The 25,507-nt window shown below is 69.5% G+C and carries 19 protein-coding genes and 3 pseudogenes; 10 read left to right on the top strand and 12 right to left on the bottom strand.

Features of this window, described 5'->3' with window-relative positions; genetic code table 11:
• Nucleotides 1-9: 9 nt before the first annotated feature.
• The 5 genes from AQJ91_RS21075 to AQJ91_RS21055 all read right to left on the bottom strand — a co-directional run bounded on the left by AQJ91_RS21075 (nt 10) and on the right by AQJ91_RS21055 (nt 4,908).
• The gene (locus tag AQJ91_RS21075; protein ID WP_067023909.1) at nt 10-1,350 is read right to left on the bottom strand and encodes an ABC transporter substrate-binding protein; all 1,341 of its coding nucleotides are present in this window, start codon (nt 1,348-1,350) and stop codon (nt 10-12) included.
• 410 nt (nt 1,351-1,760) lie between these two features.
• Complete coding sequence (locus AQJ91_RS21070) at nt 1,761-2,849, bottom strand: LacI family DNA-binding transcriptional regulator (protein WP_067023906.1); 1,089 nt, start codon at nt 2,847-2,849, stop codon at nt 1,761-1,763.
• A 297-nt stretch (nt 2,850-3,146) separates the two neighbouring features.
• Complete coding sequence (locus tag AQJ91_RS21065; protein ID WP_199847985.1) at nt 3,147-4,160, bottom strand: hydroxyacid dehydrogenase; 1,014 nt, start codon at nt 4,158-4,160, stop codon at nt 3,147-3,149.
• 242 nt (nt 4,161-4,402) lie between these two features.
• Nucleotides 4,403-4,729 (bottom strand): hypothetical protein, encoded by a 327-nt coding sequence (locus AQJ91_RS21060; protein WP_067023899.1) that lies wholly within the window; start codon nt 4,727-4,729, stop codon nt 4,403-4,405.
• Nucleotides 4,720-4,908 carry a hypothetical protein gene (locus tag AQJ91_RS21055; RefSeq protein WP_067023896.1) on the bottom strand — a complete coding sequence of 63 codons (189 nt, stop codon included), beginning with the start codon at nt 4,906-4,908 and terminating at the stop codon, nt 4,720-4,722. Before AQJ91_RS21055 ends, AQJ91_RS21060 begins: the two co-directional genes overlap by 10 nt.
• A gap of 436 nt (nt 4,909-5,344) precedes the next feature.
• Between AQJ91_RS21055 and AQJ91_RS21050 the strand changes: the two genes are divergently transcribed.
• The 7 genes from AQJ91_RS21050 (at nt 5,345) to AQJ91_RS21020 (ending at nt 16,881) form a co-directional block, all read left to right on the top strand.
• Entirely contained in the window at nt 5,345-6,694 is a 1,350-nt protein-coding gene (locus AQJ91_RS21050) for an extracellular solute-binding protein (protein ID WP_067023893.1), read from the top strand.
• Nucleotides 6,691-7,692, top strand: a complete 1,002-nt coding sequence (locus AQJ91_RS21045) for a carbohydrate ABC transporter permease (RefSeq protein WP_067023890.1) — start codon at nt 6,691-6,693, stop codon at nt 7,690-7,692. The genes AQJ91_RS21050 and AQJ91_RS21045 overlap by 4 nt, the downstream gene beginning before the upstream one ends.
• On the top strand, nt 7,689-8,561 hold the full coding sequence (locus tag AQJ91_RS21040; protein WP_067023887.1) for a carbohydrate ABC transporter permease: 873 nt from the start codon (nt 7,689-7,691) through the stop codon (nt 8,559-8,561). Before AQJ91_RS21045 ends, AQJ91_RS21040 begins: the two co-directional genes overlap by 4 nt.
• Before the next feature lie 23 nt (nt 8,562-8,584).
• Entirely contained in the window at nt 8,585-10,369 is a 1,785-nt protein-coding gene (locus AQJ91_RS21035) for an Ig domain-containing protein (RefSeq protein ID WP_067023884.1), read from the top strand.
• A 14-nt stretch (nt 10,370-10,383) separates the two neighbouring features.
• A complete protein-coding gene (locus AQJ91_RS21030; protein ID WP_067023881.1) occupies nt 10,384-13,713 on the top strand; it encodes a putative Ig domain-containing protein in 3,330 nt (1,109 codons plus the stop codon).
• Between the two features lie 26 nt (nt 13,714-13,739).
• Nucleotides 13,740-14,981: an alginate lyase family protein gene (locus AQJ91_RS21025; protein WP_067023878.1), complete on the top strand. Its 1,242-nt coding sequence runs from the start codon at nt 13,740-13,742 to the stop codon at nt 14,979-14,981.
• 151 nt (nt 14,982-15,132) lie between these two features.
• A complete protein-coding gene (locus AQJ91_RS21020) occupies nt 15,133-16,881 on the top strand; it encodes a carboxylesterase/lipase family protein (RefSeq protein ID WP_234382689.1) in 1,749 nt (582 codons plus the stop codon).
• Here AQJ91_RS21020 and AQJ91_RS58315 read toward each other — a convergent pair.
• Nucleotides 16,763-17,029: a hypothetical protein gene (locus AQJ91_RS58315; RefSeq protein WP_407696888.1), complete on the bottom strand. Its 267-nt coding sequence runs from the start codon at nt 17,027-17,029 to the stop codon at nt 16,763-16,765. The two genes, AQJ91_RS21020 and AQJ91_RS58315, sit on opposite strands and share 119 nt — an antisense overlap.
• A gap of 389 nt (nt 17,030-17,418) precedes the next feature.
• Between AQJ91_RS58315 and AQJ91_RS21015 the strand changes: the two are divergent.
• Nucleotides 17,419-17,808 (top strand): annotated as a pseudogene (locus tag AQJ91_RS21015) (family 43 glycosylhydrolase); the annotation flags it as partial.
• A gap of 54 nt (nt 17,809-17,862) precedes the next feature.
• Here the strand turns inward: AQJ91_RS21015 and AQJ91_RS21010 are convergent.
• Together AQJ91_RS21010 and AQJ91_RS21005 are read right to left on the bottom strand one after the other, a co-directional pair.
• Nucleotides 17,863-18,975 (bottom strand): glycosyltransferase family 2 protein, encoded by a 1,113-nt coding sequence (locus AQJ91_RS21010; protein WP_067023872.1) that lies wholly within the window; start codon nt 18,973-18,975, stop codon nt 17,863-17,865.
• On the bottom strand, nt 18,975-19,877 hold the full coding sequence (locus tag AQJ91_RS21005) for an acyl-CoA synthetase family protein (RefSeq protein WP_159054617.1): 903 nt from the start codon (nt 19,875-19,877) through the stop codon (nt 18,975-18,977). The genes AQJ91_RS21010 and AQJ91_RS21005 overlap by 1 nt, the downstream gene beginning before the upstream one ends.
• A gap of 22 nt (nt 19,878-19,899) precedes the next feature.
• Between AQJ91_RS21005 and AQJ91_RS49750 the strand changes: the two are divergent.
• Nucleotides 19,900-20,541: pseudogene (locus AQJ91_RS49750) on the top strand (aldo/keto reductase); the annotation flags it as partial.
• Here the strand turns inward: AQJ91_RS49750 and AQJ91_RS21000 are convergent.
• The 4 genes and pseudogenes from AQJ91_RS21000 to mmuM all read right to left on the bottom strand — a co-directional run.
• Nucleotides 20,541-20,873: pseudogene (locus AQJ91_RS21000) on the bottom strand (helix-turn-helix domain-containing protein); the annotation flags it as partial. The pseudogenes AQJ91_RS49750 and AQJ91_RS21000 sit on opposite strands and share 1 nt — an antisense overlap.
• Before the next feature lie 450 nt (nt 20,874-21,323).
• Nucleotides 21,324-21,704, bottom strand: coding sequence for a hypothetical protein (locus tag AQJ91_RS20995; protein WP_234382686.1), 381 nt, complete (start codon nt 21,702-21,704; stop codon nt 21,324-21,326).
• 309 nt (nt 21,705-22,013) lie between these two features.
• Nucleotides 22,014-23,102 carry a LacI family DNA-binding transcriptional regulator gene (locus AQJ91_RS20990; protein ID WP_067023863.1) on the bottom strand — a complete coding sequence of 363 codons (1,089 nt, stop codon included), beginning with the start codon at nt 23,100-23,102 and terminating at the stop codon, nt 22,014-22,016.
• 112 nt (nt 23,103-23,214) lie between these two features.
• Nucleotides 23,215-24,135 (bottom strand): homocysteine S-methyltransferase, encoded by a 921-nt coding sequence (gene mmuM, locus AQJ91_RS20985; RefSeq protein ID WP_067024325.1) that lies wholly within the window; start codon nt 24,133-24,135, stop codon nt 23,215-23,217.
• A 262-nt stretch (nt 24,136-24,397) separates the two neighbouring features.
• Here mmuM and AQJ91_RS20980 point away from each other — a divergent pair, with 262 nt between their 5' ends.
• Complete coding sequence (locus AQJ91_RS20980; RefSeq protein ID WP_067023860.1) at nt 24,398-25,504, top strand: aminoglycoside phosphotransferase; 1,107 nt, start codon at nt 24,398-24,400, stop codon at nt 25,502-25,504.
• Nucleotides 25,505-25,507: the final 3 nt, after the last annotated feature.

The following is a 25,507-nucleotide window of genomic DNA, read 5'->3' as shown; positions in this document are numbered from 1 at the left end:
GAGTGTGCCTCAGCCCTTGACGCTGATGCCGCGCTGCTGGAGGTCGCGAACCGTCCACTCCTGCATGTGGGCGAGCAGGTCGGTCACCTTCTGGTCCTTGCTGACGACCTTGGCCCACTCGTCCTGCATCTCCGTGAACATCGCGGTCCAGTTCGGGCCGAAGGTCCAGTCGTTGGTGACGGTGCCCAGGCTGTCGGTCACGACCTTCTGGGCCGGCTCGTAGTTGTCGCCGAGCAGCTTCTCGGAGATCGCCTCGGCGACGAACGACTCGCTGTCGGCCAGCGCCGGCATCACGCCGCTGCCGGTCTCCGGGCTTGCCATGGTCTTGACCGCACCGGCGTCGGTGGACATCCACAGCGCCGCCTCGGCGGCCTGCTTCTTGCTCTTGCACTGCTCGGACACCAGGGTCAGGTTGCCGCTCTGGTTGGTCCCGGCCGGCGTCTTGGCCGCCTCGCCCTTGTACGTCGGCCAGGGGGCCAGCGCCCAGTCGCCGAAGGACTTGGTGAAGTTCTGCACCATGCCGGACATCTGCCAGGTGGAGATCTGCCGGGTCGCGGTGCCGCCGGTGTCGTAGTTGCGCTGCACGGCCGCGTAGTCGGCGAAGGAGAGCTTGGAGTTCAGGTTGTTGTCGATGATCTCCTGGATCACCTCGGCGGCCTTGAGGGTGCCCTCGTCCTCGAAGTTCACCACCCAGGAGTCGCCCTCGACGGAGTACCAGTGGGCGCCGGCCTGCATGGCGAGCACCTCCAGGGTGCTCGGGTCCTCACCGGCGTAGTTGGTGATCTTGATGTCGTGCTTCTTCAGCACCTTGCCCGCTGCGATGAAGTCGTCCCAGGTCGCGGGCGGCTCCAGGTCGTACTTCTCGAAGATGTCGGTGCGGTAGATGGTGAAGGCCGGCGCGGAGGCGGTGGGGATGCCGTAGACCTTGCCCTGGACCTGGCCGGTGGCCCACGAACCGGGGTTGAACTTGTCCTTGTCGCCCTCGACGTACTGGGTGATGTCGGCGAGGGCACCCTGCGAGACCCAGCTCGTCACGTACTCGCCGGTGTTCTGCATCAGGCAGGGCGCGTTTCCGGCCTTGACGGCGTTGGTCAGCTGCTTCTGCATGGTCAGCTGGTCGGTGACCTTGGTGTACTTGAGCTGGACGTCCTTGTGCGAGGCGTTGAAGGCCTTGACGACGGCCTCCTGGCCGTTCGCCCAGCCCCAGAAGTCGAGGGTGACCGGACCCGCGGAGTCCGCGGTGTCGTCGTCTCCGGACTCGGAGCCGCTGCAGGCGGCGAGCAGACCGGTGAGTGCGATTCCCGCGACGGCGGCGGAGGCGAACCTTCTCCGGGGGGTGGTGAAGTTCATCTGACCGTGATCCTTCGGAATGAGAGCGTTCTTGCAGAACGGCGGCGGCTCGGGTGGTGCTGGCCAGAACGGCGGACCGGAAACGGTCGGCTCGCGGTTGCGGGGGGTCGGCCAAGCGGAAGCTGTAGTAAGCGGTTGCAGGGACGGTAGGCCGATGCCTCCGCACATAGCAAGAGGTGCGGCCCAAATTTGTTACGCCGGTTTGTCCGGGGGGTTATGCCTGGGCGCGCGTCGAGTGATCGCGGACGAGGCGGCATGTGCCCAGCTCAGGGGCGTTTCAGTGCAACCTGGGCCGGGCGTGGAGAGCGCTTTCGAAGGGGCCCGGACGACCCCGCAAAACCTCGGGAAAACGCTTACGTAACGATCGTCTGCAGTGTTTCCGACGGACGGTGCGCCGACCGTCGATTCCGTCAGCCGCGCTGGGCAGGCGGCTGCACGGAGTGGCGTACGACGACATGGGTGCCCAGCACGAGATGGTCGCCGTCGCTGCCCTTGCGGCGGCTCGCGTTGCCCTCGCGTCGGTCGGCCACGGCACGCAGGGCGACGCGGCCCATCTCCTCGTACGGCACGTGCACCGTGGTCAGTTGGGGCGTCAGCTGGGAGGCGAGCGGGATGTCGTCGTAGCCGACGATCGACACGTCGTCGGGCACCCTGAGCCCGGCCGCGCGCAGGGCCTGCATGGCGCCCGCGGCGACCACATCGGTGCCGGCGAGCACGGCCGTGAAGGCCAGCCCCTCGCGCAGGCTCTCCTCGACGGCCTCGTACCCGTGCTCGTAGTCGTACGGGCCGTGCCGCACCATGCCCGGGTCGAAGGGCACGCCGTACGCCTCGAAGGCCCGCTCGGCGCCCTTCAGCCGTCCTTGCGCGGTGGTCAGTTCGGCATGCCCCGGCAGTATGAGGACCCTGCGGTGGCCGGCCGACAGCAGATGGCTGGCCATGGCATAGGCGCCGCCCTCGTTGTCGTAGTCGACCGTCGTGGCCGGTACGTCGCCCTCCAGCGGTGGCCTGCCCACCAGTACGAGGTGCGATCCGGCCGCGTCCAGGGAACGGGCGAAACGGGCCATGCGCAGTTGGTACTCGTCGTAGTCGTAGGCGCCGCCGAGCAGCACCACGGCGGCCACGCCCTGCTGGCGCATGAGGTTGACCAGGGCGAGCTCGCGCTCGGGATCGTCGCCGGTGGTGCCGACGAGGGACAGCCAGCCGCGCAGGGTGGCGGCGCCCTCGACGCCCTTGGCCACGTGGGCGAACGCGGCGCCGGTGATGTTGTTGATCAGGATCGCCACCGTGGGCGTACCGCCGCCGGCCAGCGAACGGGCGTGGGCGTTGGTGACGTAGTCCAGGTCCTGGACGACCTTCATCACCCGGCGGCGCAGTTCCTCCGACACCGGGTAGTTGCCGGACAGGACGCGCGACACGCTGGCGACGGAGACACCCGCGCGCTCCGCCACGTCCCGGATGGTGGCCCGACCGACGTCGTTCGACGCCTTGCGCTGACTCACCCTTGCGGCTCCTTCACCGTCGTGGCCCCATCACACCCACGTGCAGGACCTTGCCCGACGCTGGTGTGGAAACCGTATCCCATTGTTACTCCGGCCCAGAGAGCCTGTGGACAGCGCCCGGCGAGGGCCCACCAAGGCCCACTGTCCCGACGCGTCGGCCGCGAGAGAGCCGAAGGGGCGCGCCGGTGTCGGGAGCGCCAGCGAGCGGAGGCCCGAAGGGGTGAGCACGGTCGTGCTCCCGACACCGGCTGAAAGCGCCCAGTAGGCGAACGAGCCGAAGGAGGGGCGGCGCCCGGATCAGGCGACACGGGACAGGTCCGAGTGCCGTACCTCGTGGACCAGTGGCAGGCCCGCGGCCAGGCGTTCAAGTTCCTCTACGACGATGCGGCCGAGCCGCTCCAGTTCGTTGCCGAGGGAGCCGGCGATGTGCGGGGTGAGGAAGACGTTGGGCAGGTGGTACAGCAGGGATCCGGCGGGCAGCGGCTCGGGTTCGGTGACGTCGAGGATCGCGTGCAGCCGGCCGGAGACCAGCTCGTCGGTGAGCGCCTCGGGGTCGACCAGGGCGCCGCGCGAGGTGTTGATGAGGAACCCGCCGTCCCGGATGAGGGCGAGCCGGTCGCCGTCGAGCATCCGGTAGGTCTCGGGGATGTCGGGGGCGTGCAGGCTGACGATGTCGCTGTGCCGCAGCAGGTCCTCCAGCGACAGCAGTTCGGCGCCGAGTTCGGCGGCCTCGGCGGGGCTGACGTACGGGTCGTGCAGCAGCACCGTGAGGTCGAACGGCCGCAGCAGCTCCAGCAGTCGTCTGCCCACGCGGGAGGCGCCGATGACGCCGACGCGGCGGCCGACGTTGCCGGTGTGGGCGGTCTCGGCGCTGGTCGGATAGGTGTGCGTGGTGCGGAAGCGCTCGTGGTGCGTGAAGGTGTCCTTTCCGGCGAGCAGGATCATCGCCAGCGTGTACTCGGCGACGGGCAGCGCGTTGCCGGTGACCGCGCTGGAGACGGCGACGCCGTGCTTCCACAGGGCGTCGCCGACCAGCGAACGCACCGAGCCCGCGGCGTGCAGGACGGTGCGCAGCCCGGGTACGGCGGTGAGGGCGTCGGCGTCCAGGTGGGGGCAGCCCCAGCCGGTGATCAGTACGTCGGCCCGGGCGAGGGCGTCGGCCGCCTTCGGGTCGGTGAGGTCCTGCACGACGAGGTCGGGGTCGAGGTCGGACGCCTGCCGCAGCCGGGTCAGCAGCGGTGGTGGGAAGAGCAGGGGGAGGTGCACCGGATCCATCGCGAACACGGCCCTCGGCGGGTGCGGGCTGGGCATGACTCTCCTGACACACTGAGTGGAAACATTTTCAGAAAGCGCCTTCTACCGTAGATCTGCCGAGATCGGCGGGTCAATCGGTTGGGCGGAGCGGGGGAGCGTGGGTTACTCGAATGCGTTTCCGATGCGTAGCCGCATGTCGGGGTGTGTGGGAGCGGCAGGGCGGCGGCAGCATGCCGCACCGGGGCGGCCGGTGCCGTGCCGTGGCCGGAATCCTTGATCCCACCCTGGCTGGAAATCGGTTACTTTGTTTTCCCCGGTGTCGTGGCGTCGGCGGCGGGGATGCGTACGCCCTTGTTCTGCCGGCCGCCGATCGTCCACACGTAGTGGTCACCGGTGGCCACCGCGCCGAAGGCGACACGGAAGCCCTCCGCGCCGCCGGTCTTCCGGGCCCGCACCTCGATCGTGCAGTCGGCGTCACCGCTGGTCACGCGCAGATCCGTGTACTCGGCCACGATGGCCACGATGTCCACGGTGTCCACGGCGCCGAGACGGACCCCGCCGCCGCGCAGCGGGTCCGGCGGGGGAGCGGCGGCCGGGGCGCCGGTCACCGTGTGCGTCAGGTACACGTCCCCGCGAAGGACCGGCGCTGGACGAGTTCGGCGTACAGTCCGCCGTCGGCCGCGTAGTTGATGTCCTTGAAGAAGGCGCCCACGAGGTCCGGGCTGATGGGCGGGTCGGCGTCGGCGCTCACGTCGACGCGGATGGTCGTACAGCCTGGTCGGCCGGGCGGAGCGGCGGGGGTCATGCGGGACTCCGTTCATGGCTGTCGATGGCAACCGGTTTCTGGAAACGTCGTCGGGACCGTCTGTGAGCGGCTCGTCGGCGAGGGTGGTCGAGCCCGGCTCGGCGCGCCCCGCGGTGATCAACGGGAACGTGGCGCGGAACCTTCCCGGTCGGCGCGCAGACTTGGCCCGGGGAGTCGGGGTCGGCGGGCGAATATGACTGTGGGCTGGAGCTTTATGGGCTGTCGCGGGCTCCGGAAAGGTCCTGCGGTCCCGTGCTTCATGTCGCTGAGGTTACCCATTCTTTTCGAAAGTTCGTCAAGAGGCTTGACGTCGTTTCCGGACAGGAAGAAGCTCTGCCCCACTGCTCAACAACCGGTTGTCCAAAAACGATCGTCGTCGACCCCTCGAGTCTTGGTCGAAATGTCGAACAGAAACGAAGTGAGAGGTGGTGCGTTCATGCACCCACGTGCCGGTGCGTCCCTGAGCCGCCGCCGATTCCTCGCCCTGTCCGCAGGAGGCGCCGCGGCCGGCGCGGCAGGGCTGAGCGGATGCGCCCTCCAGGTGTCCACCGGGGTCAGTGGGGCGGGCGAGACCATCACCGTGATGGTCAACTCCGGCGACATCACCCCTGAGCAGGTGCAGCAGGCCAAGAAGGACCTCGGCATCAAGATCGTCCTGGTGAGGTACGACATCACCAAGCTGATCGCGATGATCACCAATGGCAACCCGCCCGACCTGGTACGCGGCGTCGGTGCCGTGGACGCGCCGTTCTACGCGGCGCGGGACGTGGCCGAGGAGCTGGACCCCTACTTCGCCCGGAGCAGCGTCCTCAAGCTGGACGACCTGGACCCCGTCAACGACCTGTGGCGGTACGACGGCCGCACCCAGGGCAAGGGCCCGCGCTACGGCATGGCGAAGGACTTCTCCCAGGACTCCATGTACTGGTACAACACCGCGGCCTTCGACAAGGCCGGTGTCGACCACCCGTCGGAGACCGAGCCGATCACGTACGAGGAATGGCTGGAGAAGGCCCAGCGCCTCGTGCAGCGCAAGAACGGCCAGACCACCGTCTTCGGCGGCAGCTACGGCGGACTGACCCGGGCCACGCTCATGGCGACCATGACGGCGTCCGCCGGCGGCAGCCTCTTCAACGACGACTTCTCCCGGGTCGACTTCACCAGCCCCGAGGCCCGCAAGGCCCTGGCCTGGTACATCGAGTACTGCAGGACCAAGGTCGGGCCGAGCCTCATCCAGCCCGACCCCAACGGCTGGGACGGGCCCACCTACCAGGCCGGGCGGCTGGCCATGTCGAACTCCGGCTACTGGATGGGCGGCATGATCTACCCGGACAAGAAGCTGGCGGAGGTGTCCCGCCTGGCACCCGCCCCGCTCTTCGCGGGCGGCACGCGGATCAGTGCCTGCCAGGGCGGCACCGGCCTGTGGATGCCGAAGAAGGCGAAGAACAAGGACGCCGCGTGGCGGGTCTTCGAGTGGTTCTTCGGCGAGGAGCCGGCCAAGGCGCGCGCGGGCGGCGGCTGGGGCATCCCCAGCCTGAAGTCGATGCGTTCGCTGATGCCGGCCCAGGAGGACTACCAGAAGCGGGTGCTGAAGGCGCAGGAGAACGAGCTGAAGCACTTCTCGGTGGTCTCCTTCACCCCCTACACCAGGGCGGACGCGGTCGACGCCCTGTTCAACCAGATCGCCCCCGCCGCGATGAACGGCCAGATCTCCGTCGACGCCCTCGCGGGACGCCTCAACTCGTCCATCAACGAGCAGCTGAAGCGCGGTAAGGAGCAAGTGGGATGACGGTAGGTCAGATCTCTTCCGTAGCCGCGGACCGGCCCGATGCCCCGGCGAGCGCCGGTCGCGCACCGGCGGTCGGCGGTCCGCAGACCTCCATGACCGCGCGCAGGCACCGGGCGTTCTACATGTTCACCTCGCCCTGGATCATCGGCTTCGTGCTGCTGACCATCGCGCCGATGGTGTACGCGCTGTGGCTGAGCTTCACCACGTTCGACGGCATCTCGCCCAACTGGAAGTACGTCGGACTCGGCAACTACCGCGAGCTGCTGAACGATTCGGTCACCTGGGCCGCGCTCGGCCGCGCGGGTCTGTTCGCGGTGACCTCGGTACCGCTGTCGATCATCGCGGGTCTCGCCCTCGCCGTCCTGGTCAACCGGCCGATCAAGGCACGGGGCCTGTTCCGCACCCTGCTCTATCTGCCCGCCGTGGTGCCGCCGGTGGGCGCCGGCCTCGCCTTCAAGCTGCTCTTCGACCAGAACTCCGGTGCCTCCAACGGCGTCCTGACCTTCTTCGGCTTCGACGCCGTCGGCTGGCTAGCCGACCCCTACGCCCGCTACGTCCTGCTGATGACGGTGCTCTGGGCCGCCGGAAACGTCATGATCATCTCGCTGGCCGGTCTCCAGGACGTACCCCGCGAACTCCACGAGGCCGCCCGCATCGACGGCGCGAGCGCCTGGCGCACCTTCCGCAGCATCACCGTGCCGCTGCTGTCACCCGTTCTGCTCTTCCAGACGGTCACCGGGATGATCGCCTCGGTACAGACCATCATGCCGCTGCTGCTGGCCCCGCTCGGCGACACGAGCGGCATCACCACGGTCCCGCAGTCCAACTACCTCTACATGATGCACGTGTTCGCCCAGTACTTCGCGCTCGGCCGCTACGGCTACGCCTCCGCGCTGCTGTGGGTGCTCTTCGTCCTGATCCTCGTCGTGACCGGACTCATCTTCAAGTTCACGTCGGGCGTGGTGTTCTACAACGTCGACCCGGAGGCGAAGAAGTGACCGCCACCAGCCTGCCGCCCAAGTCGTTCACGGCCGAAGCCCGCGTACGGGTGCGCGTCAAGCGTCTCGTCCTCTACACCGTCCTCGTCTCCGTCACCGGGCTGTTCCTCGGCCCCTTCGGCTGGCTGATCCTCTCCGGCCTCAAGACCCAGGGTGAACTGGCCGCCTCACCCGTGCACTGGCTGCCCGACGTCTTCCAGTGGCACAACTTCGCCGACGCCTTCACCCAGATCGACTTCCTCGGCTACGCCCGCAACTCCCTGGTCATCGCCCTCCTCTACGCCACGCTCGTCACTCTCAGCTCGGCCTGGGTCGGCTTCGGGTTCGCCCGGCTCGACGCGCCCGGCAAGAAGGTGCTGTTCGGTGTTTTGCTCGGCTCGATGATGCTGCCCCAGATGGTCACCCTGCTGCCGACCTACCTGATCTTCGCCAAGGTCGGCATGGTCGACACGTACTGGCCGTGGGTGCTGTGGGGCCTGTCCGCGGCGCCCTATCTGGTCTTCCTCTTCCGGCAGTTCTTCGCGGGCATGCCGCGCGAACTGGAGGAGGCCGCGATCATCGACGGCTGCGGATACACGTCGATCTTCTGGCGGATCTTCCTGCCGCAGTCCTGGCCCGTGCTGTCCGCGAGCTTCATCATCGCCTTCACCTGGACCTGGGGCGACTACATCGCCCCGCAGCTGCTGTTGTCCACCGACCGCACCACGCTCGCCGTCGCCGTGATGACCACCTACGTCAACGAGGGCGGCACGCCCGTCCCCGAACTCCAGGCCGCGGCCTCCGTGATGTACGTCGTCCCGATCCTGCTGATCTTCCTCGTCGCCCAGCGCGGTTTCGTCGCCGGGATGTCCACCTCCGGTCTCAAGTGACTCCGCCTCTTACAAGGACTCTTATGACCGACACCCAGAGCACCGGACTGGCCCGGCGCACCCTCATCCAGGCCGCGGGTGCCACCGCCGCCGCGTACTCCCTGCTCGGCACAGCAGCCGGCACCGCCGCCGCGGCGGACGACAGACCGGAGGCCGCCGACCGGCTGGTGATCCACCCCGTCCCGGGCACACTGCCGATCAACACCACCTACGTCGTCAAGGCCCGTACGCCCGGCGGCCAGTGGAAGCCGGTGCCCGTCCTGCGCGCCACCACGAAGACCATCAACGAGAAGACCGGCGGCGGCATCGTCCGCCCCACCTCGGTCGCCAACCTCGACTTCACCGGCACCGTGGAGGTGCAGGTCACCTGGTCCAGGGGCACCATCCCCTCCGCCCGGATCCGCCCGCTGTCGTACGACATCCAGCACGAGGTCAGCGGCGACACCATCACCTTCAGCCTCACCGAGCCGCGCAACCTCTCCATCGAGATCGACGGCGACATCTACGGCAACCTGCAACTGCACGCCAACCCCGTCGAGATGACGCAGCCCGAGGAGGACGACCCCGACGTCATCTACTTCGGCCCCGGCCTCCACACCCCCACGGGCGGCGTGGTGAAGGTGCCCAGCGGCAAGACGGTGTACCTGGCGGGCGGCGCGGTGCTCAAGGCCCGCGTGGAGTTCGTGAACGTGGAGAACGCCCGGCTGCTCGGCCGGGGCATCATCTGGGACTCGGACGCCGCCACCCTCGTCCAGTTCTCCAAGAACATCGAGATCGACGGCATTCTCGTCCTCACCCCGAAGACCGGCTACTCCTGCACCGTCGGCCAGTCGAAGCAGGTCACCGTCCGCAACCTGCACTCCTACAGCTCCGGCCAGTGGGGCGACGGCATCGACGTGTTCAGCAGCGAGGACGTGCTGATCGAGGGCGTGTGGATGCGCAACAGCGACGACTGCATCGCCATCTACGCCCACCGCTGGGACTACTACGGCGACTGCCGCGACGTCACCGTCCGCGACTCCACCCTGTGGGCCGACGTCGCGCACCCGGTGAACATGGGCACCCACGGCAACCCGGAGAAGCCGGAGACCATAGAGAACATCGTCTTCAGCAACATCGACGTCCTCCAGCACCGCGAGCCGCAGGTCCTCTACCAGGGCTGCTTCGCCCTGAACCCCGGCGACCGCAACCTCATCCGCAACGTGCGGATCCAGGACGTCCGCGTTGAGGACTTCACCTGGGGCCAGCTGTTCAACATGCGGGTCATGGCCAACCGGTACAACGCCGCGCCCGGCCGGGGCATCGAGGACGTGTACGTGCGGAACCTGACGTACAACGGCGACAAGGCCAACATGGCGGTCGTCGTCGGCTACGACGCGGACCGCCCCGTCAAGAACCTCACCTTCCAGAACATGGCGATCAACGGCACCGTCATCGCCGACAACATGAAGGGCAAGCCGCGCTGGTACCTGACCACCGACACGGTGCCGATGTTCGCCAACGAGCACGTCCAGAACCTCCGCTTCCTGGACTCCGTGACGGCCGCCTCCGACGTGGCCCCGGAGGTCACCAGCGCCGAAGAGGCCACGGCCACCGCACGCCAGGTCTTCAACCACCTGATCACCGCGACCGCGCTACCGACGTCGTTCGGCGCCGAGGGCCTGCCCAAGGGCCTCGCGATCGACGACAAGACCGGCCTGATCTCCGGCATCCCGCAGGTCCCCGGCAGCTACCCGATCATCGTCTCCGCCACCAACACGGTGGGCACGGCGACCAAGTCCCTCACGCTCACCGTGCAGCACCCGTAAGCCAGGAGTAACCCGTGCAATCCCTCAGACGACGGACGTTCCTCAGTGCGGCGGGCCTCGCGGGGGTGGCCGGAGCCGGACTGCTGTCCGGCTTCGCCACGCCCGCCTGGGCCCAGGCCGTCGACCAGGCATTCGCCTTCGCGCACCCCGGTCTGCTGCACTCCCGTGCGGACCTGGAGCGGATGAAGTCGGCGGTGGCGGAAGGCCGCGCCCCGATCGCGACCGGCTTCGCCGCGATGGCCGCCGACTTCCGGTCCCAGTACACCTACGGCATCCGCAACACCGGACAGATCACCACCTGGGGCCGCGGCCCCACCAACTGGACCCGCCAGGCCGCCGACGACGCGGCCGCCGCCTACCACAACGCCCTCATGTGGGCGGTCACCGGCGACGTACGCCACGCCGACAAGGCCCGCGACATCCTCGACGCCTGGGCCGCATCCCTCACCGGGATCACCGGCGCCGACGGACAGCTCGGCGCCGGCATCCAGGGCTTCAAGCTCGTCAACGCCGCCGAGATCCTCCGGCACAGCGGCTACGACGGCTGGTCCGCGGAGGCGATACGCCGCTGCGAGCGCTCCTTCACCGACGTCTGGTACCCGGCCCTGTCCGGCTACTGCCTCTACGCCAACGGCAACTGGGACATCGCGGCGCTGCGCACCATCCTCGCCATCGCGGTCTTCTGCGAGAACCGGGTGATGTTCGAGGACGCTCTGCGCTTCGCGGCCGCCGGCTCCGGCAACGGCTCGGTGCTGAACCGCATCGTCACCGCCGCGGGCCAGGGCCAGGAGTCCGGCCGCGACCAGGCCCACGAGCAGCTCGCCGTCGGCCTCCTCGCGGACGCCGCCGAGGTCGCCTGGCAGCAGGGCGTCGACCTGTACGCCTTCGCGGACGACCGGATCCTCGCCAACTTCGAGTACTTCGGCCGCTACAACCTCGGCGACGACTCGGTCCCCTTCACCCCCGACCTGGACCGCACCGGCAAGTACGTCAAGACGTCCGTCAACAACCGGCAGCGCGGCACGTGGCGGCCGCTGTGGGAGATGGCGTACGCGCACTACGCGGGCCGCCTCGGCAAGCCCGCCCCCTACACCGAGAAGGTCATCTTCCGGGGCACGGACGGAGCACGCGTCGTGGAGGGCTACCAGGAGGACCACCCCGGCTGGGGCACGCTCACCTACGCCGGGACGGCCACCGCCGCGCCCGCCGCGCCGACGGCTCCCGCCGGGATCACCTCGGTCGGCGACGACCACGCGGTCACCGTGTCCTGGCTGCCGTCGGCCTGGGCGACCGGCTACACGGTCCGCCGGGCCGGCAGCCCCGAGGGACCGTACGAGAAGCTCGCGGACGGGATCGAGGCGGTGCGGTTCACCGACCACGACGTCCGCCCCGGCCGGACCTACTACTACACGGTCACCGCCACCAACTCCCGTGGCACCAGCGCCGATTCCCCCTGGACCGCGGCCACCGCCGGCCTCCCCGAGCCCTGGTCCAGCCGCGACCTGGGGAACGTGAGGATCCCCGGCTCCGCCGCCTACGACGGCGAGCGCTTCGTGCTGGAGGCGAGCGGCACCGCGGACACCTACCGGCTGACCCACCTGCCGCTGTACGGGGACGGCACGATCACCGCGCGGATCGTGTTCCCGCTCAGCTCCCAGTACTCCAAGATCGGCGTCACCGTCCGCGACTCCCTCGACCCGGACGCCGCGCACGCCTCGATGCTGATCCAGGGCCTGCCGCTGCACACCTGGAGCGGCGTGTGGAGTGTCCGCCCGTCGGCCGGGGCCCCCGTCTCCGGCACCGGCAGCACGCCCGTACCGCCCTCCCAGCAGCAGACGATCACCAGCAAGGCGGCGTTCCCGATCTCCGAGCTCGGCACACTGCCGGAGTCGGCGACCCCGCTGGAGGCGCCCTACGTCGAAGGCGCGGGAGACGGCTACCGGCTGCGGGCGCCCTACTGGGTGCGCGTCGAGCGCAGGGGCCGGCGCTGCACCGGCTCCATCTCCCCGGACGGCATCCGATGGACCGAAGTCGGCTCCACCGAGGTCGAGTTGGGACGCGCGACCCAGGCGGGCCTGGTCCTCACCTCCTGCCTGGGTGTCGACGAGGAGTACGCCGAGACCGGCACCGGCGCCTTCGACAACGTCTGCGTGACGTCGTCGGCCACCGGCGCGGTCTGGCACCCGACGCGCCCCCCGCACACCGCCACCGACCTGCGGGCCGTCACCGGCGCCGACGCCGTCGAGCTCGGCTGGACGGACCCGGACCTGTCGGCCACCTACACGGTGCTGCGGGCCACGGACCCGGCGGGCCCGTACACGACGCTCGCGAACGGCATCGCCCCCGTCGGCTTCGGCACCCGCGTCCGGTACGCCGACGCCACCGGCACACCCGGCACGACGTACCACTACGCCGTCGTCAAGACCAACGCCGGTGGTCGCGGCCCGCGTTCGGAACCGGCCCACGCCGAGATGCCGACTCCGTCGACGCCCGAGTTCACCTCCCGGGACACCGCGTTCGCGAACCAGGGCGTCGCCTTCCGTCATCTGCTGCGGGCCGCGCACGAGCCCACCCGGTTCGCCGCGCGCGGCCTGCCCGACGGCCTGCGCCTCGACCCGCGCACCGGACTGATCTCCGGAACACCCACCGCGAAGGGCGAGTTCACGGTCACCACCACCGCGGACAACGCGGCGGGCACGGCGACCGCCACCCTCACCCTCACCGTCGGCACCCCGCCGCCCGCCCCCTGGACGCACGGCGACCTCGGCGATGTCGTCGTCGACGAGCGCGACCTCGGCACCTACGGCGTGGTGTACGTCCGCACCCCCGGCAGCACCGCACACCAGGACGGCACCTTCGTCGTGCGCGGCGCCGGCACCGACCTGACCATCAACAACCAGGGAATGACAGGGCAGTTCGTACGGCGACCCGTCACTGGCGACTGCGAGGTCACCGCCCGGCTGGTCTCCCGCACCGGAGCCACCGCCGACCGCGTCGGCCTGCTGATGGCGAAGTCCCTCTCGCCGTTCGACCAGGCCGCCGGGGCCATCGTCAGCGGCGGCACCACCGCCCAGCTCATGCTGCGCACGACGGTTGCCGGACGGTCGACCTTCACCGGCAACGGCGCGGCCGAACTGCCCTCACTGCTCCGGCTGAAGCGCACCGGGACCGCCTTCACCGCAGCCCTGTCCACCGATGACGGCGCCACCTGGACCACTCTCGCCACCGGCGAGATCCCCGGGTTCGGTGACGCCCCCTACTACGTGGGCCTCGTGGTCTGCTCCCGCAACCAACTGGCCCACTGTACCGCCGAGTTCGACGAGGTGAGCATCACCCCGATGTAATCCTTCATGGATTGGAGTTGCACCGCATGAGCCGCATTTCCCCCCACAAGCACCTCCCCGCACCCGAGCTGAGCCGCCGCGGTCTGCTGAAGACCGCCGGCGGACTCACCGCCGCTCTCGCCGTCGGCGCCTCGGCCACCGCCCTCACGGGCGCGGCCGAGGCGGCCCCGGCCACCTTCACCCACCCCGGCATGCTGCACAACTGGGGCGACATCAACCGTGCCAAGGTCCGGGTCGCCGCGGGCGACAACCCGTGGCGGGCCGGCTGGCAGCGCCTGATCGACAACTCCCACTCACGGTCCACCTGGACGGCCAACCCGCAGGAAACCATCATCCGCGGCGGTGACGGCCAGAACTACGGAATCCTCTACAACGACATCGCCGCCGCCTACCAGAACGCGCTGCGCTGGCAGGTGGGCGGCACCCGCGACAACGCCGACTGCGCCGTGCGGATCCTCAACGCCTGGTCCTCCAGGCTCACCACCGTCACCGGAAACGCCGACCGGTTCCTCGCCGCGGGAATCTACGGCTGGCAGTTCGCCAACGCGGCCGAACTCATGCGCGGATACGCTGGCTTCGACCTCGGCCGGTTCCAGAACATGATGCGCAAGGTGTTCTACCCGCTCAACAACCAGTTCCTCACCCAGCACAATGGCGCCTGCATCACCAACTACTGGGCGAACTGGGACCTGTGCAACGTGGCGTCCGTCCTGGCCATCGGCATCCTGTGCGACGACGGCGCCAAGTACGACCAGGCCGTGAACTACTTCAAGAACGGCGCGGGCAACGGCGCCATCCGCAACGCCGTGCCGTTCCTCCACCCGGACAACCTCGCCCAGTGGCAGGAGTCCGGCCGCGACCAGGGCCACACCATCATGGGCATGGGCCAGATGGGCGCGATCTGCGAGATGGCCTGGAACCAGGGCGAGGACCTGTACGGCTGGGACGGCAACCGGTTCATGAGGGCCGCTCAGTACGTCGCCAAGTACAACCTCAACGAGACCGTGCCGTTCACCAAGTACACCTGGGGAACCGGCGTCAACTGCGACTACCGGGAGCACACGGCCATCTCCGACGTCTCGCGGGGCCAGCTCCGCCCGGTGTGGGCCATGCTCGACTCCCACTACCGGCGCCGCCGCAACCTGTCCGTCCCCTACCTGCAGCGCATCGCCCAGACGAACTACCCGGAGGGAGGTGGCGGTGACTACGGCACCAACAGCGGAGGCTTCGACCAGCTCGGCTTCGGCACGCTGATGTACGCCAAGTAGCAGGGTGAGCAGTATGCGGTCGGGTGTATGCAATCAGTGACACGTGTACCCCGAACAGCCCCCAAACCGCCTCGTGCACCGGAATATCGAGCCCGGATGTGTTGCTCTGATCTTCACGGTGCACGAGCGCGGCGAGGAGGCTGGTGGGCATATGACAGCAGTCCGGACAGACCCCGTGGTCAGGACGCCACACGGGGCCGTACGCGGCAGGTACGAACACGGCGTCGCGGTCTTCCGGGGCATCCCGTACGCGGCACCCCCCTTCGGACCGCGCCGCTTCCGGCCCCCCGTACCGCCGGAACCCTGGGACGGCGTACGCGACGCGACCGCCTTCGGCCCCACGGCACCCAAGCCGCCGTACTCCGAATCCTTCGCGCAGTACCTCTCCGACCCGGTCGTGCCCGGCGACGACTGCCTCAACCTCAACGTATGGACCCCCGACCCCGGCGCCCGCCTCCCGGTCATGGTCTGGCTGCACGGCGGCGCCCTCACCCGGGGCTCCTCCGCCGTCCCCGTGTACGACGGGCGCCCCTTCGCCCGCGACGGCGTCGTCCTCGTCTCCGTCAACTACCGCCTGGGCGTGGAGGGTTACGGCCTCTTCCCGGACGCCCCCGCCAACCCCGGACTGCGCGACCAGCTCGCCGCACTCCAGTGGGTCCACGAGTCGATCACCGCCTTCGGCGGCGACCCCGACCGGGTCACCCTGGCCGGACAGTCCGCCGGCGCGATCAGCGCCGGCGCCCTGCTCGCCGCCCCACAAGCCCAGGGACTCGTCCGGCGGGCCATCCTGCAGAGCGGACCGCCCGAGGCAGCCGAACGCGACAAGGTACGGCGCGTGGTGCGCCGCATGGCCAACCGGCTGAAGATCCCCGCCACCGCCGCGGCCTTCGCCGACGTCGACCGCGAACTGCTCCTGCGCACCCAGGCCGAGGTGGGCAAACTCAGCAGCCCCGTACTGGGCGGCCCCGCCTTCGGGGTCGTCATCGACGGTGACCTCGTCCCGCGCGACCCCCTGGAGGCCCTCGCCGACGGCGACGCCGCACCCGACGTCGACCTGCTGATGGGCTGGACCAGCGACGAGTACCGGCTGTGGCTCGTACCCGGCGGCCTCCTGGAACGCGTCGACCGCCTCGGCGCGGTCGCCCTCGCCGGCGCCATGGCCCGCTGCCACACCGGCCCGGAAATCCCGCGCGGCTACCGAGCCCTGCACCCCGACGCCGGCACCGCCGAGATCGTCGGCCAGATGGTTGCCGACCACCTGCTGCGCCGCCCCCTCCAGCGCCTGGCCGACGCCCGTCCGGGCTCGTCGTACCTGTACGAGTTCGCCTGGCCGTCGAACCTCCCCGACCTCGGCGCCTGCCACGCCCTCGAACTCGGCTTCGTGTTCGACACGGGGGACGTGCCGGAATCGGCGAAGCTCGCGGGCGAGAACGCACCGGCCGAGCTGGCCGACGCGATGCACGGGGCGTGGGTGCGGTTCGTGGAGTCCGGAGATCCGGGGTGGGAGGTGTGGGATGCGGCGCATCCGGTACGGATCTTTGGCGCAGGCGGACTGGATACCGCAGACGCCGGGCGTACGGTCGGCGGTCGGCTGGATACCGCGGACAGGGCGCGTACGGTCGGCAGTGGACTGGATACCGCGGACATCGCGCGTGCAGACGACAGCCGACTGAATACCGTACGCACCGGTCACACAGTCGACGGTCGACCGGACACCGCCCACACGGCATACGGCCCACGAGATGCCGAAATCGCCCTGTGGACCGCAACCGCACCCGACCTCACGCCTCAGGAATCCACACCCGCATCGGCCCCTCCCGACGGTTCGCCCACGCGTGGTACGGAACTGACGTCAGTCGTACGGCGTCTCCGTCTCCCCGGCGCAGTCCGTCGGCACTGACGACGCTCAGCTTGTTATTTAACCTTTGCGAGCTTTGAGCTGGTTGCGTTCGGTGATGCTCTCGGGACGTCTGGTCGTTTTGCCCCCGTTGTAGCGGCTCGTGCGCCGAAACCCAACCGGCCCGGCCCCGGACGCCCGCTCGGCTCAAAGAACCGGCATCCCGCCACCCGCTACGACGTGGGCAAAACGACCAGACGCCCCGGCACCATCGCCGAACGTAACCAGGCCAGACCATAAAGAACAAGCTCAGAAGCCGTGTCACATCCTCTTTCGGGTCTGTCCAGTCGTCAAAGACTCCGACACGACGACCGTACAGACCCTCCGGCCGCTGTCCACCCCGACCTACAGCTGGGAGACGGTGGGCGGCGCGGCCAACGAGGGTCTTCGAACTTGAGCGGTGCGCCCCTGTTGGTCGGCGTCCGCCCCCCAGGGCCCTCGTAAGCCGGGGATGTGACACTCCCGCGGAAACTGTCACATCCTCGCGGCTTACCAGTCGGCGCCCGGCGTCCGCGCACCGCTCAACTTCGAAGACCCGCCAACGACGGCGCGGAGGTCCTGCAACACGGCGGCAAGACCTTCATCATCTACTCCGCCAGCCACTGCTCCACGGCCGACGACAAGCTGGGCATGCTCACCTACAACGGCGGGGACCCGCTGAGTTCCTCCTCGTGGGTCAAGTCACCGAACCCCGTCTTCCAGCGGTCCGACGCCAACCGTGTGTACGGACCCGGCCACAACGGCTTCTTCAAGTCGCCCGACGGGACCGAGGACTGGATCGTCTACCACACCAACAGCTCCTCGAGCGGTGGCTGTGACATGAACCGCAGCACCAGAGCGCAGAAGTTCACCTGGAACGCCGACGGCACGCCGAACTTCGGCACCCCCGTGGGCCTCGGCGTTCCACTGGCCTCACCGTCAAGCGAGTAGGCCGACCTGTCATCGGCGGGGCTTCGGCGCGATGCCCCGCCGCCGCGGGGCGCCTCATCTCGTCGTCGGTGACGTGAGTTCCGCAGGGCCGTCCCACGCCTCGTGGGCCAGCCAGCCGTACCAGGTGAGGTTGCGCCCATCCCAGCGAAGGGCGGGATCGGTCTCGTTGGCTTCCAGGGTTCCGGCGGGCGTCACGATGGACCGGAGCCTTGTCTCGCTGCCATCCGCCGAGACGACCACGAGCCAGCGCCCGTCCCCCGTCGCGGCCTCACCCACGAGGACGTGTCCGAGATCATCGTCGTACCAGACGTCGATCCCGGCATTCCCGGCCAGACCGGCCGCGGCGACATCGACGGGCATGTCCGCAAGGCTTGCCCGCTTCAGTTCGCGCAGGTACTCGATGCCGGCGCGCTGCAGCAGCGCCAGCTTGGCAGTACGCCGGTGTGTCTCGCTCCCGACATGCAGGAATCGGCGCAGCGTCTCCTGGTCGCCCTGTGCGGGGCCGCCGCTGCTGGAAGCGTTCTTCCGGTGAACGCTGTAGACGTACGTCGGTTCCTCGGCGAGCGAGATGGGGATGCCCGCAGCGGCGAACCGCAGCCACAGGTCCCAGTCCTCGGCGTAACGGCCCGGCCGATAACCTCCGACCGCTGTGTAGTCCTTCTTGCTGTAGAGGCAGCCGATGCCGATGTAGTTGCGCACCAGCATGTAGGCGTACTGGTCGCCCGACTCCGGCAGGCGCTCCGTGATCGCCCGTGGGATGTCCGCCGTCTCTCCTTCGACCAGCATCAGCCGTCGAGGTGCGATGAGCCCCGGACGGCGGGCGTAGGCCTGGGTCATCGAAGCGACGGCGCCCGGCAACAGCATGTCGTCCGAATCGAGTTGGAGGATGAGGTCGGTGCCGGCGGCTTCGACGGCGCGGCGCCGCGCGTGCCAGCTCCCGGTGGGCTCCGTGCGTATGACCCTCAGAGGCAGAATGCCGCTCCAGCGGCTCACCTGTTCGTATGTGCGGTCCGTCGAACCGTCGTCGACGACCAGGACTTCGTCGACCGGAACGGTCTGCGTCACAATCGATGCCAGCGCCTGGTCGATATGGTCGGCGCCGTTGCGGACCGGAATGATGACCGCGACCGTGGGCACGCTCGCGGGGACATCCTGCTGCTGAGCCATCAGTGCTCCGTGATCATCTCGGCAAGCCTTCGAAACGTGTATGTGCTCAATAGATCGTGAACGGAGAGGCCGCCGTAACCGGCGCCATGAAGTGCTTCAATGAAAGCTGGAATCTTCGTGTACTCTCCGCCCGATTCCGCATAACTCAGCGACAGGTGAGGGTGCGTGCGTGGCTGGAGACGCCGAAAGCACCCCAGCAGCGCCTTCTCGGCTGTGCTCTTTTCTGTGCTCTCTTCCGCTTCCTCGTCATGACCGTCTCTGATACGGCCGGTGCCGCGAAGAGTCACCCCGGGACTGTTCAGCCAGGAATCGAGCGAATCCATGTCGTACGGCGCCTCGTGGCGGACCACGAACTCGTCCGGGACGACGCTGACCCCGGGCAGCTGCCTGGTGCTCAGCAGGTGTTCTCGGAGATCGCCCGGGGTGACCGCGCGATCTCCTACGACGCAACCGAAGAGTCGTACGGCTCGTCCGTCCTGCTCTTCCGTTGCCACCGCTGCCTGCTGAACGCCGGAACATTCCTGGAGGGCCTGCTGCAAGTCCGGCTTGTACAGCCAGCGCCCACGCCAGTCGATCCATCCCTGCGGCGCAGTCCAGCGAGGCAGCACGCCGCGAAAATCCGGCCGCTGCACTGCGGGATCCTGGAGGAACTGTTCGAGCAGCACGGGAATCCCGGCGAGAACCGCTTTCGCTTGTGCCGTCGACAGACTGTCATGGCCCACCTGGAGCGTGACGTCAAGAATCCCCTGATAATCGATCACCGTGATTTCGCTGTGGACGGAATGCGCGTGGCTTTCGACGTGCACTTCGGTCGAGTCATCCGGAGGGGTATGCCCCTTGTCCAGCATGATGTAGTTGAACAGCACGCCCTCGGCAGCGATTCCGGCAGCTATTCGGTCCATGCACAGGACGCCGGCATCGTAGTGGCTGAAGTCCCGTGGTCATCGAAGCCGCCTCGTCATCGCGACCAAAGTGGGCGCGCACCCCGACTTCGAGGGGCTCTCTCCCCAGGTCATTCGGGGAGCGATAGAGCAGTCGCTGCGGCGCCTCCAGACCGATTACATCGACCTCTACTACACGCACTTCGACCAGCCGGAGATACCGGTGGAGAAGTTCCTCAGGGTCCTGGACGACCTGATCCGCGAGGGCAAGGTGCGGCACATCGGCGCGTCCAACATCTCCGTCGAACGGCTCGCGGAGGCGCTGAAGGCCTCGGAGCGCGACGGGCTGGCGAAGTACGTCGTGCTTCAGCAGCACTACAACCTCATGGAACGCGGCCTGTACGAAGGTCCGTTGGCCGCCCTTGTCGGCGCGCACGGGCTATCGTCGGCTCCGTACTATGCCCTGGCCTCAGGCTTTCTGACCGGCAAGTACCGGCCGGGCACGCCGCTGGACGGACCCCGCGCGCAGGAGGTGGCTTCCTACCTTGAGGCGCCTGGGGGCACGCGGGTACTGGCAGCACTCGACAGCGTGGCGCATGCGCACGGAACCGATGCCGGAGCGGTGGCGCTGGCCTGGCTCGCGGCACAGCCCACGGTCGCGACGCCCATCGCGAGTGCCCGCAGCGAAATCGCGATGGCCTCCCGCTCCCGGTCGAGAAACTCCTCGGCCCACAGGGGAATGAAATCGACCTCCGGCATCTTGCTCAGCGCGATCGACAACGCCCCCTTGGTGCCGAGGAGTTCGTCGAGCTGCTCGGCGATATCCGGCTTCAGCGGCCGTCTGCCCTGCTCGATCGAGGCGATCTGCTGTTCGCCCACGACGAAGATCTCGCCCAGTGACTTCTGTGTGTGCCCGGCGGCCTCGCGGAAGAGGGCGAGCAGCGCGCCCACCATCTTCATCGCCGAGGCGTTCCTGCGTGCCCGTGCCCTTGTCCGTGATCGTGTCGTGGTCCTCATGCGGTCCAACTCCCCGCCCGCGTACGTACCTTCACCGCCGTGCGCCCGTACAAACAGGATGTACGGGCGCACGCACTGTTTCATGACGGCCACGGAGCGTGACTGGCGTCCCGTGAATGACGAAGCTCCACCCCTGCCCCAACCCTCGTCCCCATGTGAGCGCTTCTATCGCCGCGAGCGCCAGTCCGTTCCCGCCGCACGCGCGTTCGCGCGAGACGCGCTCGCCGACTGGAGCATGCGCGGCCGCGCGGACGACGTGCTGGTGTGCGTCAGTGAGCTCGTGACCAACGTCCTGGTCCACGGCGTCCCGCCCGGCCGCGGCTTCCTCCCGCGGCCGCCCCCGCAAACCCCGTCGACGGGCGTCACCTTTCAAGATTCAGACGGCCCTGACGAGTCCTACTGGATGGCCATGACTCATGAGTTACGGAAGATGCCTCCGCGCGCGGACGGTCACCACGAACCTCCGCCGCCTCCCCCTTCGCCGCCGCCGACCCGTCCGTCGGAGCCGCCCGAGCCGCCCGAGCCGCCGGACCCGCTGGAGCTGCCGGACCCGCTGGAGCTGCCGGACCCGCTGGAGGACGGGGGTGTTCCGGAGACCAGCGCGGCGGCGATCAGGCCCACCGCCAGCGTCGGGCCGTACCGTGCCAGCGCGGTCGAGCAGCGGACGGTGTCGGTGGCGGCGGGTGCCGCCGTCGACGCGGTGACCGCTTGCTGCCAGCCGGACACCTCGCCCAGCGCCACCGCCCACGCCGTGTACAGCTCCAGCCGGTCGTCGTCGATCGCTCCGTCGGCCGGCTGCGGGGACGAGTCGGCCAAGAAGTGCCGGACCAACGGACAGCACATCACTGCGGATCCAAAGGAAACACATGAGCCTACTCCGGACTTCGGCCCCCTCAGCCGACCTGCGAAGAGGCCGATGGCCTTGCCGCTGCCGAGCTGGTGCTGGTGCCCCGGCAGGCAACGTTCGCCCGTTAGGGAGCGGCGTCCGGTGCGTGCTCTCGGCGTGCCGGGTACAAGCCCTCGTACTGGACGTACTTGGGTTTGTGCCCGGTGCGGCGAGTGGGGGCACCTCCCACGCCCTTAAGGCAGTGGGGGAGCGTACCGGGCGTCGCGACGGGGCGAATGTTGCCTGTCGGGGCACTAGCCCAATGAGGCCGCTTCTCGGGCGCCACCGGATTCCCGAGGCGGCACCACCGAGTTCCGTACCACCACATGTGTGCCCAGCAGCAGGTGCTGGTCCGAGTTCTCCGGCGTGCGGCCCAGCGCGGTGCGCACGGCGAGGCGGCCCAGTTCCTCGTAGGGGACATGGACGGTCGTCAGGGCGGGATGCAGGTCGCGGGCGAACGGGATGTCGTCGTAGCCGGCCAGCGAGACGTCGCCGGGCACGTCCACGCCCGCCTCGTGCAGCGCGGTGAGCGCGCCGGCCGCGACCATGTCGGTGGCGGCGACCACCGCCGTGAACTCCAGCTCGTCCTTCAGTGCCCCGCGCATCAGCCGGTGGCCGGAGTCCCGGGTGAAGTCGCCGTGCCGGACGAGGTCCGGGTCGGGTTCCAGACCGCGGGCGCGGTGGGCGGCGAGATAGCCGCGCTCGCGGCCCTGAGCCGTGGTGTGGTCCGACTTGCCGCCGAGGAACAGGACCCGCCGGTGGCCCTGGGCCAGCACGTGGGCGACGAGAGCGTAGGCGCCGCCCTCGTTGTCGTACTCGATGACCGTCACCGGCGCCCCGGGGCCCAGCGGCGGCCGCCCGCACAGCACCAGCCGCGAGCCCGCCGACGCCAGCGAGTCGGCCATGCGGCGGGTGCGGTCGCGGTACTCGGCGGTGTCCGCGGCCCCGCCGACCAGGATCACCGCGGCGGCCCGCTGAGCCCGCATCATCTCGACGAACTCCAGCTCGTTCTGGACGTCGCCCTCCGTGCTGCACACCAGGCACAGATGACCGAGCCGGGTCGCCTCGCGTTCCACGCCGTGCGCCATGAGCGCGAACGACGGTCCGGTGATGTCCTCCAGTACGAAGGCCAGCGTGGGCGTCGCGACCCCCGCGACCGCCTTGGCGCGCGCGTCCGCGACGTAGTCCAGGTCGCGCACCGCCCGCATCACCCGGGTGCGGGTCGCCGAACTGACCGGGTACATCCCGCCGAGCACCCGGGACACCGTCGACGCGGACACCCCCGCGCGGGCGGCCACGTCCCGGATCGTGCTCCGGCCCGCGTCCTCACTCTTCCTCGTCATGCTTGCCCCTCTTCTCCGGGCATCGTCGCCCGCCCCTCTGGAACAGCGGCAACATGGATAGCAACCGGTTCCCGAGCGGAGGCTAGCAGCGGAGAGGGCGAACGGGCAGGAGTTATGCGGGCGTCAGCGTCCGCGCGATCGACGTGATCGCCTCCGGGCCCACCCGGCAGCAGCCACCGATCAGCCGGGCCCCGGAGTCCCGCCAGCCGCGGACCTGTTCGGACGCGAAGCTGGAGCGGCCGTGCCAGGCGCGGGCCTCGGCGTCCCAGGTCTCGCCGCTGTTCGGGTAGACGACGACGGGCTTGCCGGTGACGCGGGCCGCGATCTCGACGGCGCCGTCCACGTCCTCCGGCGCGCAGCAGTTCACGCCGACCGCGATCACCTCGTCCACCTCGGCGACCAGGGCGAAGGCCTCCTCCAGCGGCTGGCCGGCACGAGTCCGTACACCGTCGACGGTATACGAGATCCAGGCAGCCGTATCCAGTCCGCGCACCGCCCGCAGCAGCGCCCGGGCCTCGTCGGCGTCGGGCACCGTCTCCAGGGCCAGGACGTCGGGCCGGGCGGCCGCCAGCACCTCCAGCCGGGGCCGGTGGAAGCGCTCCAGCTCGTCGACGGTCAGCCCGTACCGGCCCCGGTACTCGGAGCCGTCCGCCAGCATCGCCCCGTACGGGCCGACCGACGCGGCCACCCACAGCGGTCGCGCGACGCCCTTGGCCCGCGCCTGCGAGGCCGCGTCCCGGGCCGACTCCACGCTCAACGACAGGAGTTCGGCCGCCCGCTCCCGGCCGATGCCGCGCTTGGCGAACCCCTCGAAGGTGGCCTGGTAGCTGGATGTGATCGCCACGTCCGCGCCCGCCATGAAGTACGCGAGGTGCGCCTCGGTGATCGCCTCGGGCCGCTCGGCGAGCAGCCGCGCCGACCACAGTTCGTCGCTGAGGTCGTGCCCGGCGGACTCGAGCTGGTTGGACATACCGCCGTCGAGGACGACGGTCCCGGCGGCGAGGGCTTCGGCGAGGGTGGTGTCGCTGGTCATGCTGACGACGGTAGTCGAGGTGTGAGGGCAGTCCAGCATGTGGGACACCCCCTAGTGCCCCGGCAGGCAACGTTCGCCCGTTAGGGAGCGGCGTCCGGTGCGTGCTCTCGGCGTGCCGGGTACATGCCCTCGTACTGGACGTACCTGGGTTTGTGCCCGGTGCGGCGAGTGGGGGCACCTCCCACGCCCTTAAGGCAGTGGGGGAGCGTGCCGGGCGTCGCGACGGGGCGAATGTCGCCTGTTGGGGCACTAGATTGGCCGCATGCCTGAGACCGCATTACTGGACACCGAGGCCCGTGACGTCCTCGGAACCGGCCGGACCGCCGCCGAACCCCTCGTGCACAACCCGTGGGACGGCGTCACCGCCGGCGTCTGGCGGGTCCGCGCCGGTGACCGCACCGCCGTCCTGAAGGTGCTGACCCGGACCAAGGAGACCGACGGACACTGGGCGGCCTCGGACGACCCCCGGCACTGGAACTACTGGCGGCGCGAGGCCCACGTCTACGAGTCCGGCCTCGCGCAGGTCTGGCAGCCGTACGGCATCCGCGCCCCCCGGCTGCTGGCCAGCGTCGAGCGGCCGGACGGCGATGTCGCGCTGTGGCTGGAGGACGTACCGGGAGAGCCGGGCACGTCCTGGCCGCTCGCCCGGCACATCGAGCACGCCCGCCGGCTCGGCGTCGCCCAGGGTGCCGCGCGCCCGTCCGACGAGCCGTGGCTCTCGCGCCGCTTCCTGCGCGACTACGTCGGCGGCAAGAACCTCGGCCAGGACCTGCTCGACGACGACGAGGCCTGGCGGCAGCCGCTCGTCCGCGACCACTTCCCCGCCGGACTGCGCCGCGACATGGTCCGGCTGCACCACGACCGGGACTGGTTCCTGGACGTCATGCAGTCCCTGCCGCGCGCCTTCGGGCACCTCGACCACTGGCCGGCCAACGTCCGCGCCCACGGCCCGGACGGTGTTCTGTTCGACTGGGCGTTCGCCGGCGACGGTGCGCTCGGCGAGGATCTCGGCAACTATCTGCCGGATTCTGTATTCGATCTGTTCGTGCCCGCCGACCGTCTGCCCGAGTACGCGGCGGCCGCCTACGAGGCGTACCTGCACGGGCTGCGCGAGAGCGGCTGGCGCGGCGACGAGCACCTCGTACGGCTGGCGGTGTGTGCTTCCGCGGTGAAGTACGACTGGCTCACCGCCGGGATGCTCGCCCGCGCCGACGCCGAGCAGTTGGACTACGGCGGTCACCGCACCGTCTCCGCCGGGCTCCGCTACCGGGAACGCGGATCGGCCCTCACCTTCCTCGCGGGCTGGGCCGCCGAGGCCCGCGCCCTCGCCCCGCGCCTCGGTTTCCCCGAGGCGCCGAGCGGCCGCTGATCA

The sequence above is a fragment of the Streptomyces dysideae genome, assembly GCF_001514305.1.
In the GTDB taxonomy this organism is placed as follows: Bacteria; Actinomycetota; Actinomycetes; order Streptomycetales; family Streptomycetaceae; genus Streptomyces; species Streptomyces dysideae.
The sequence above is the reverse complement of the archived record's forward strand: the minus strand, read 5'-3'. Positions and strand labels throughout refer to the sequence as shown.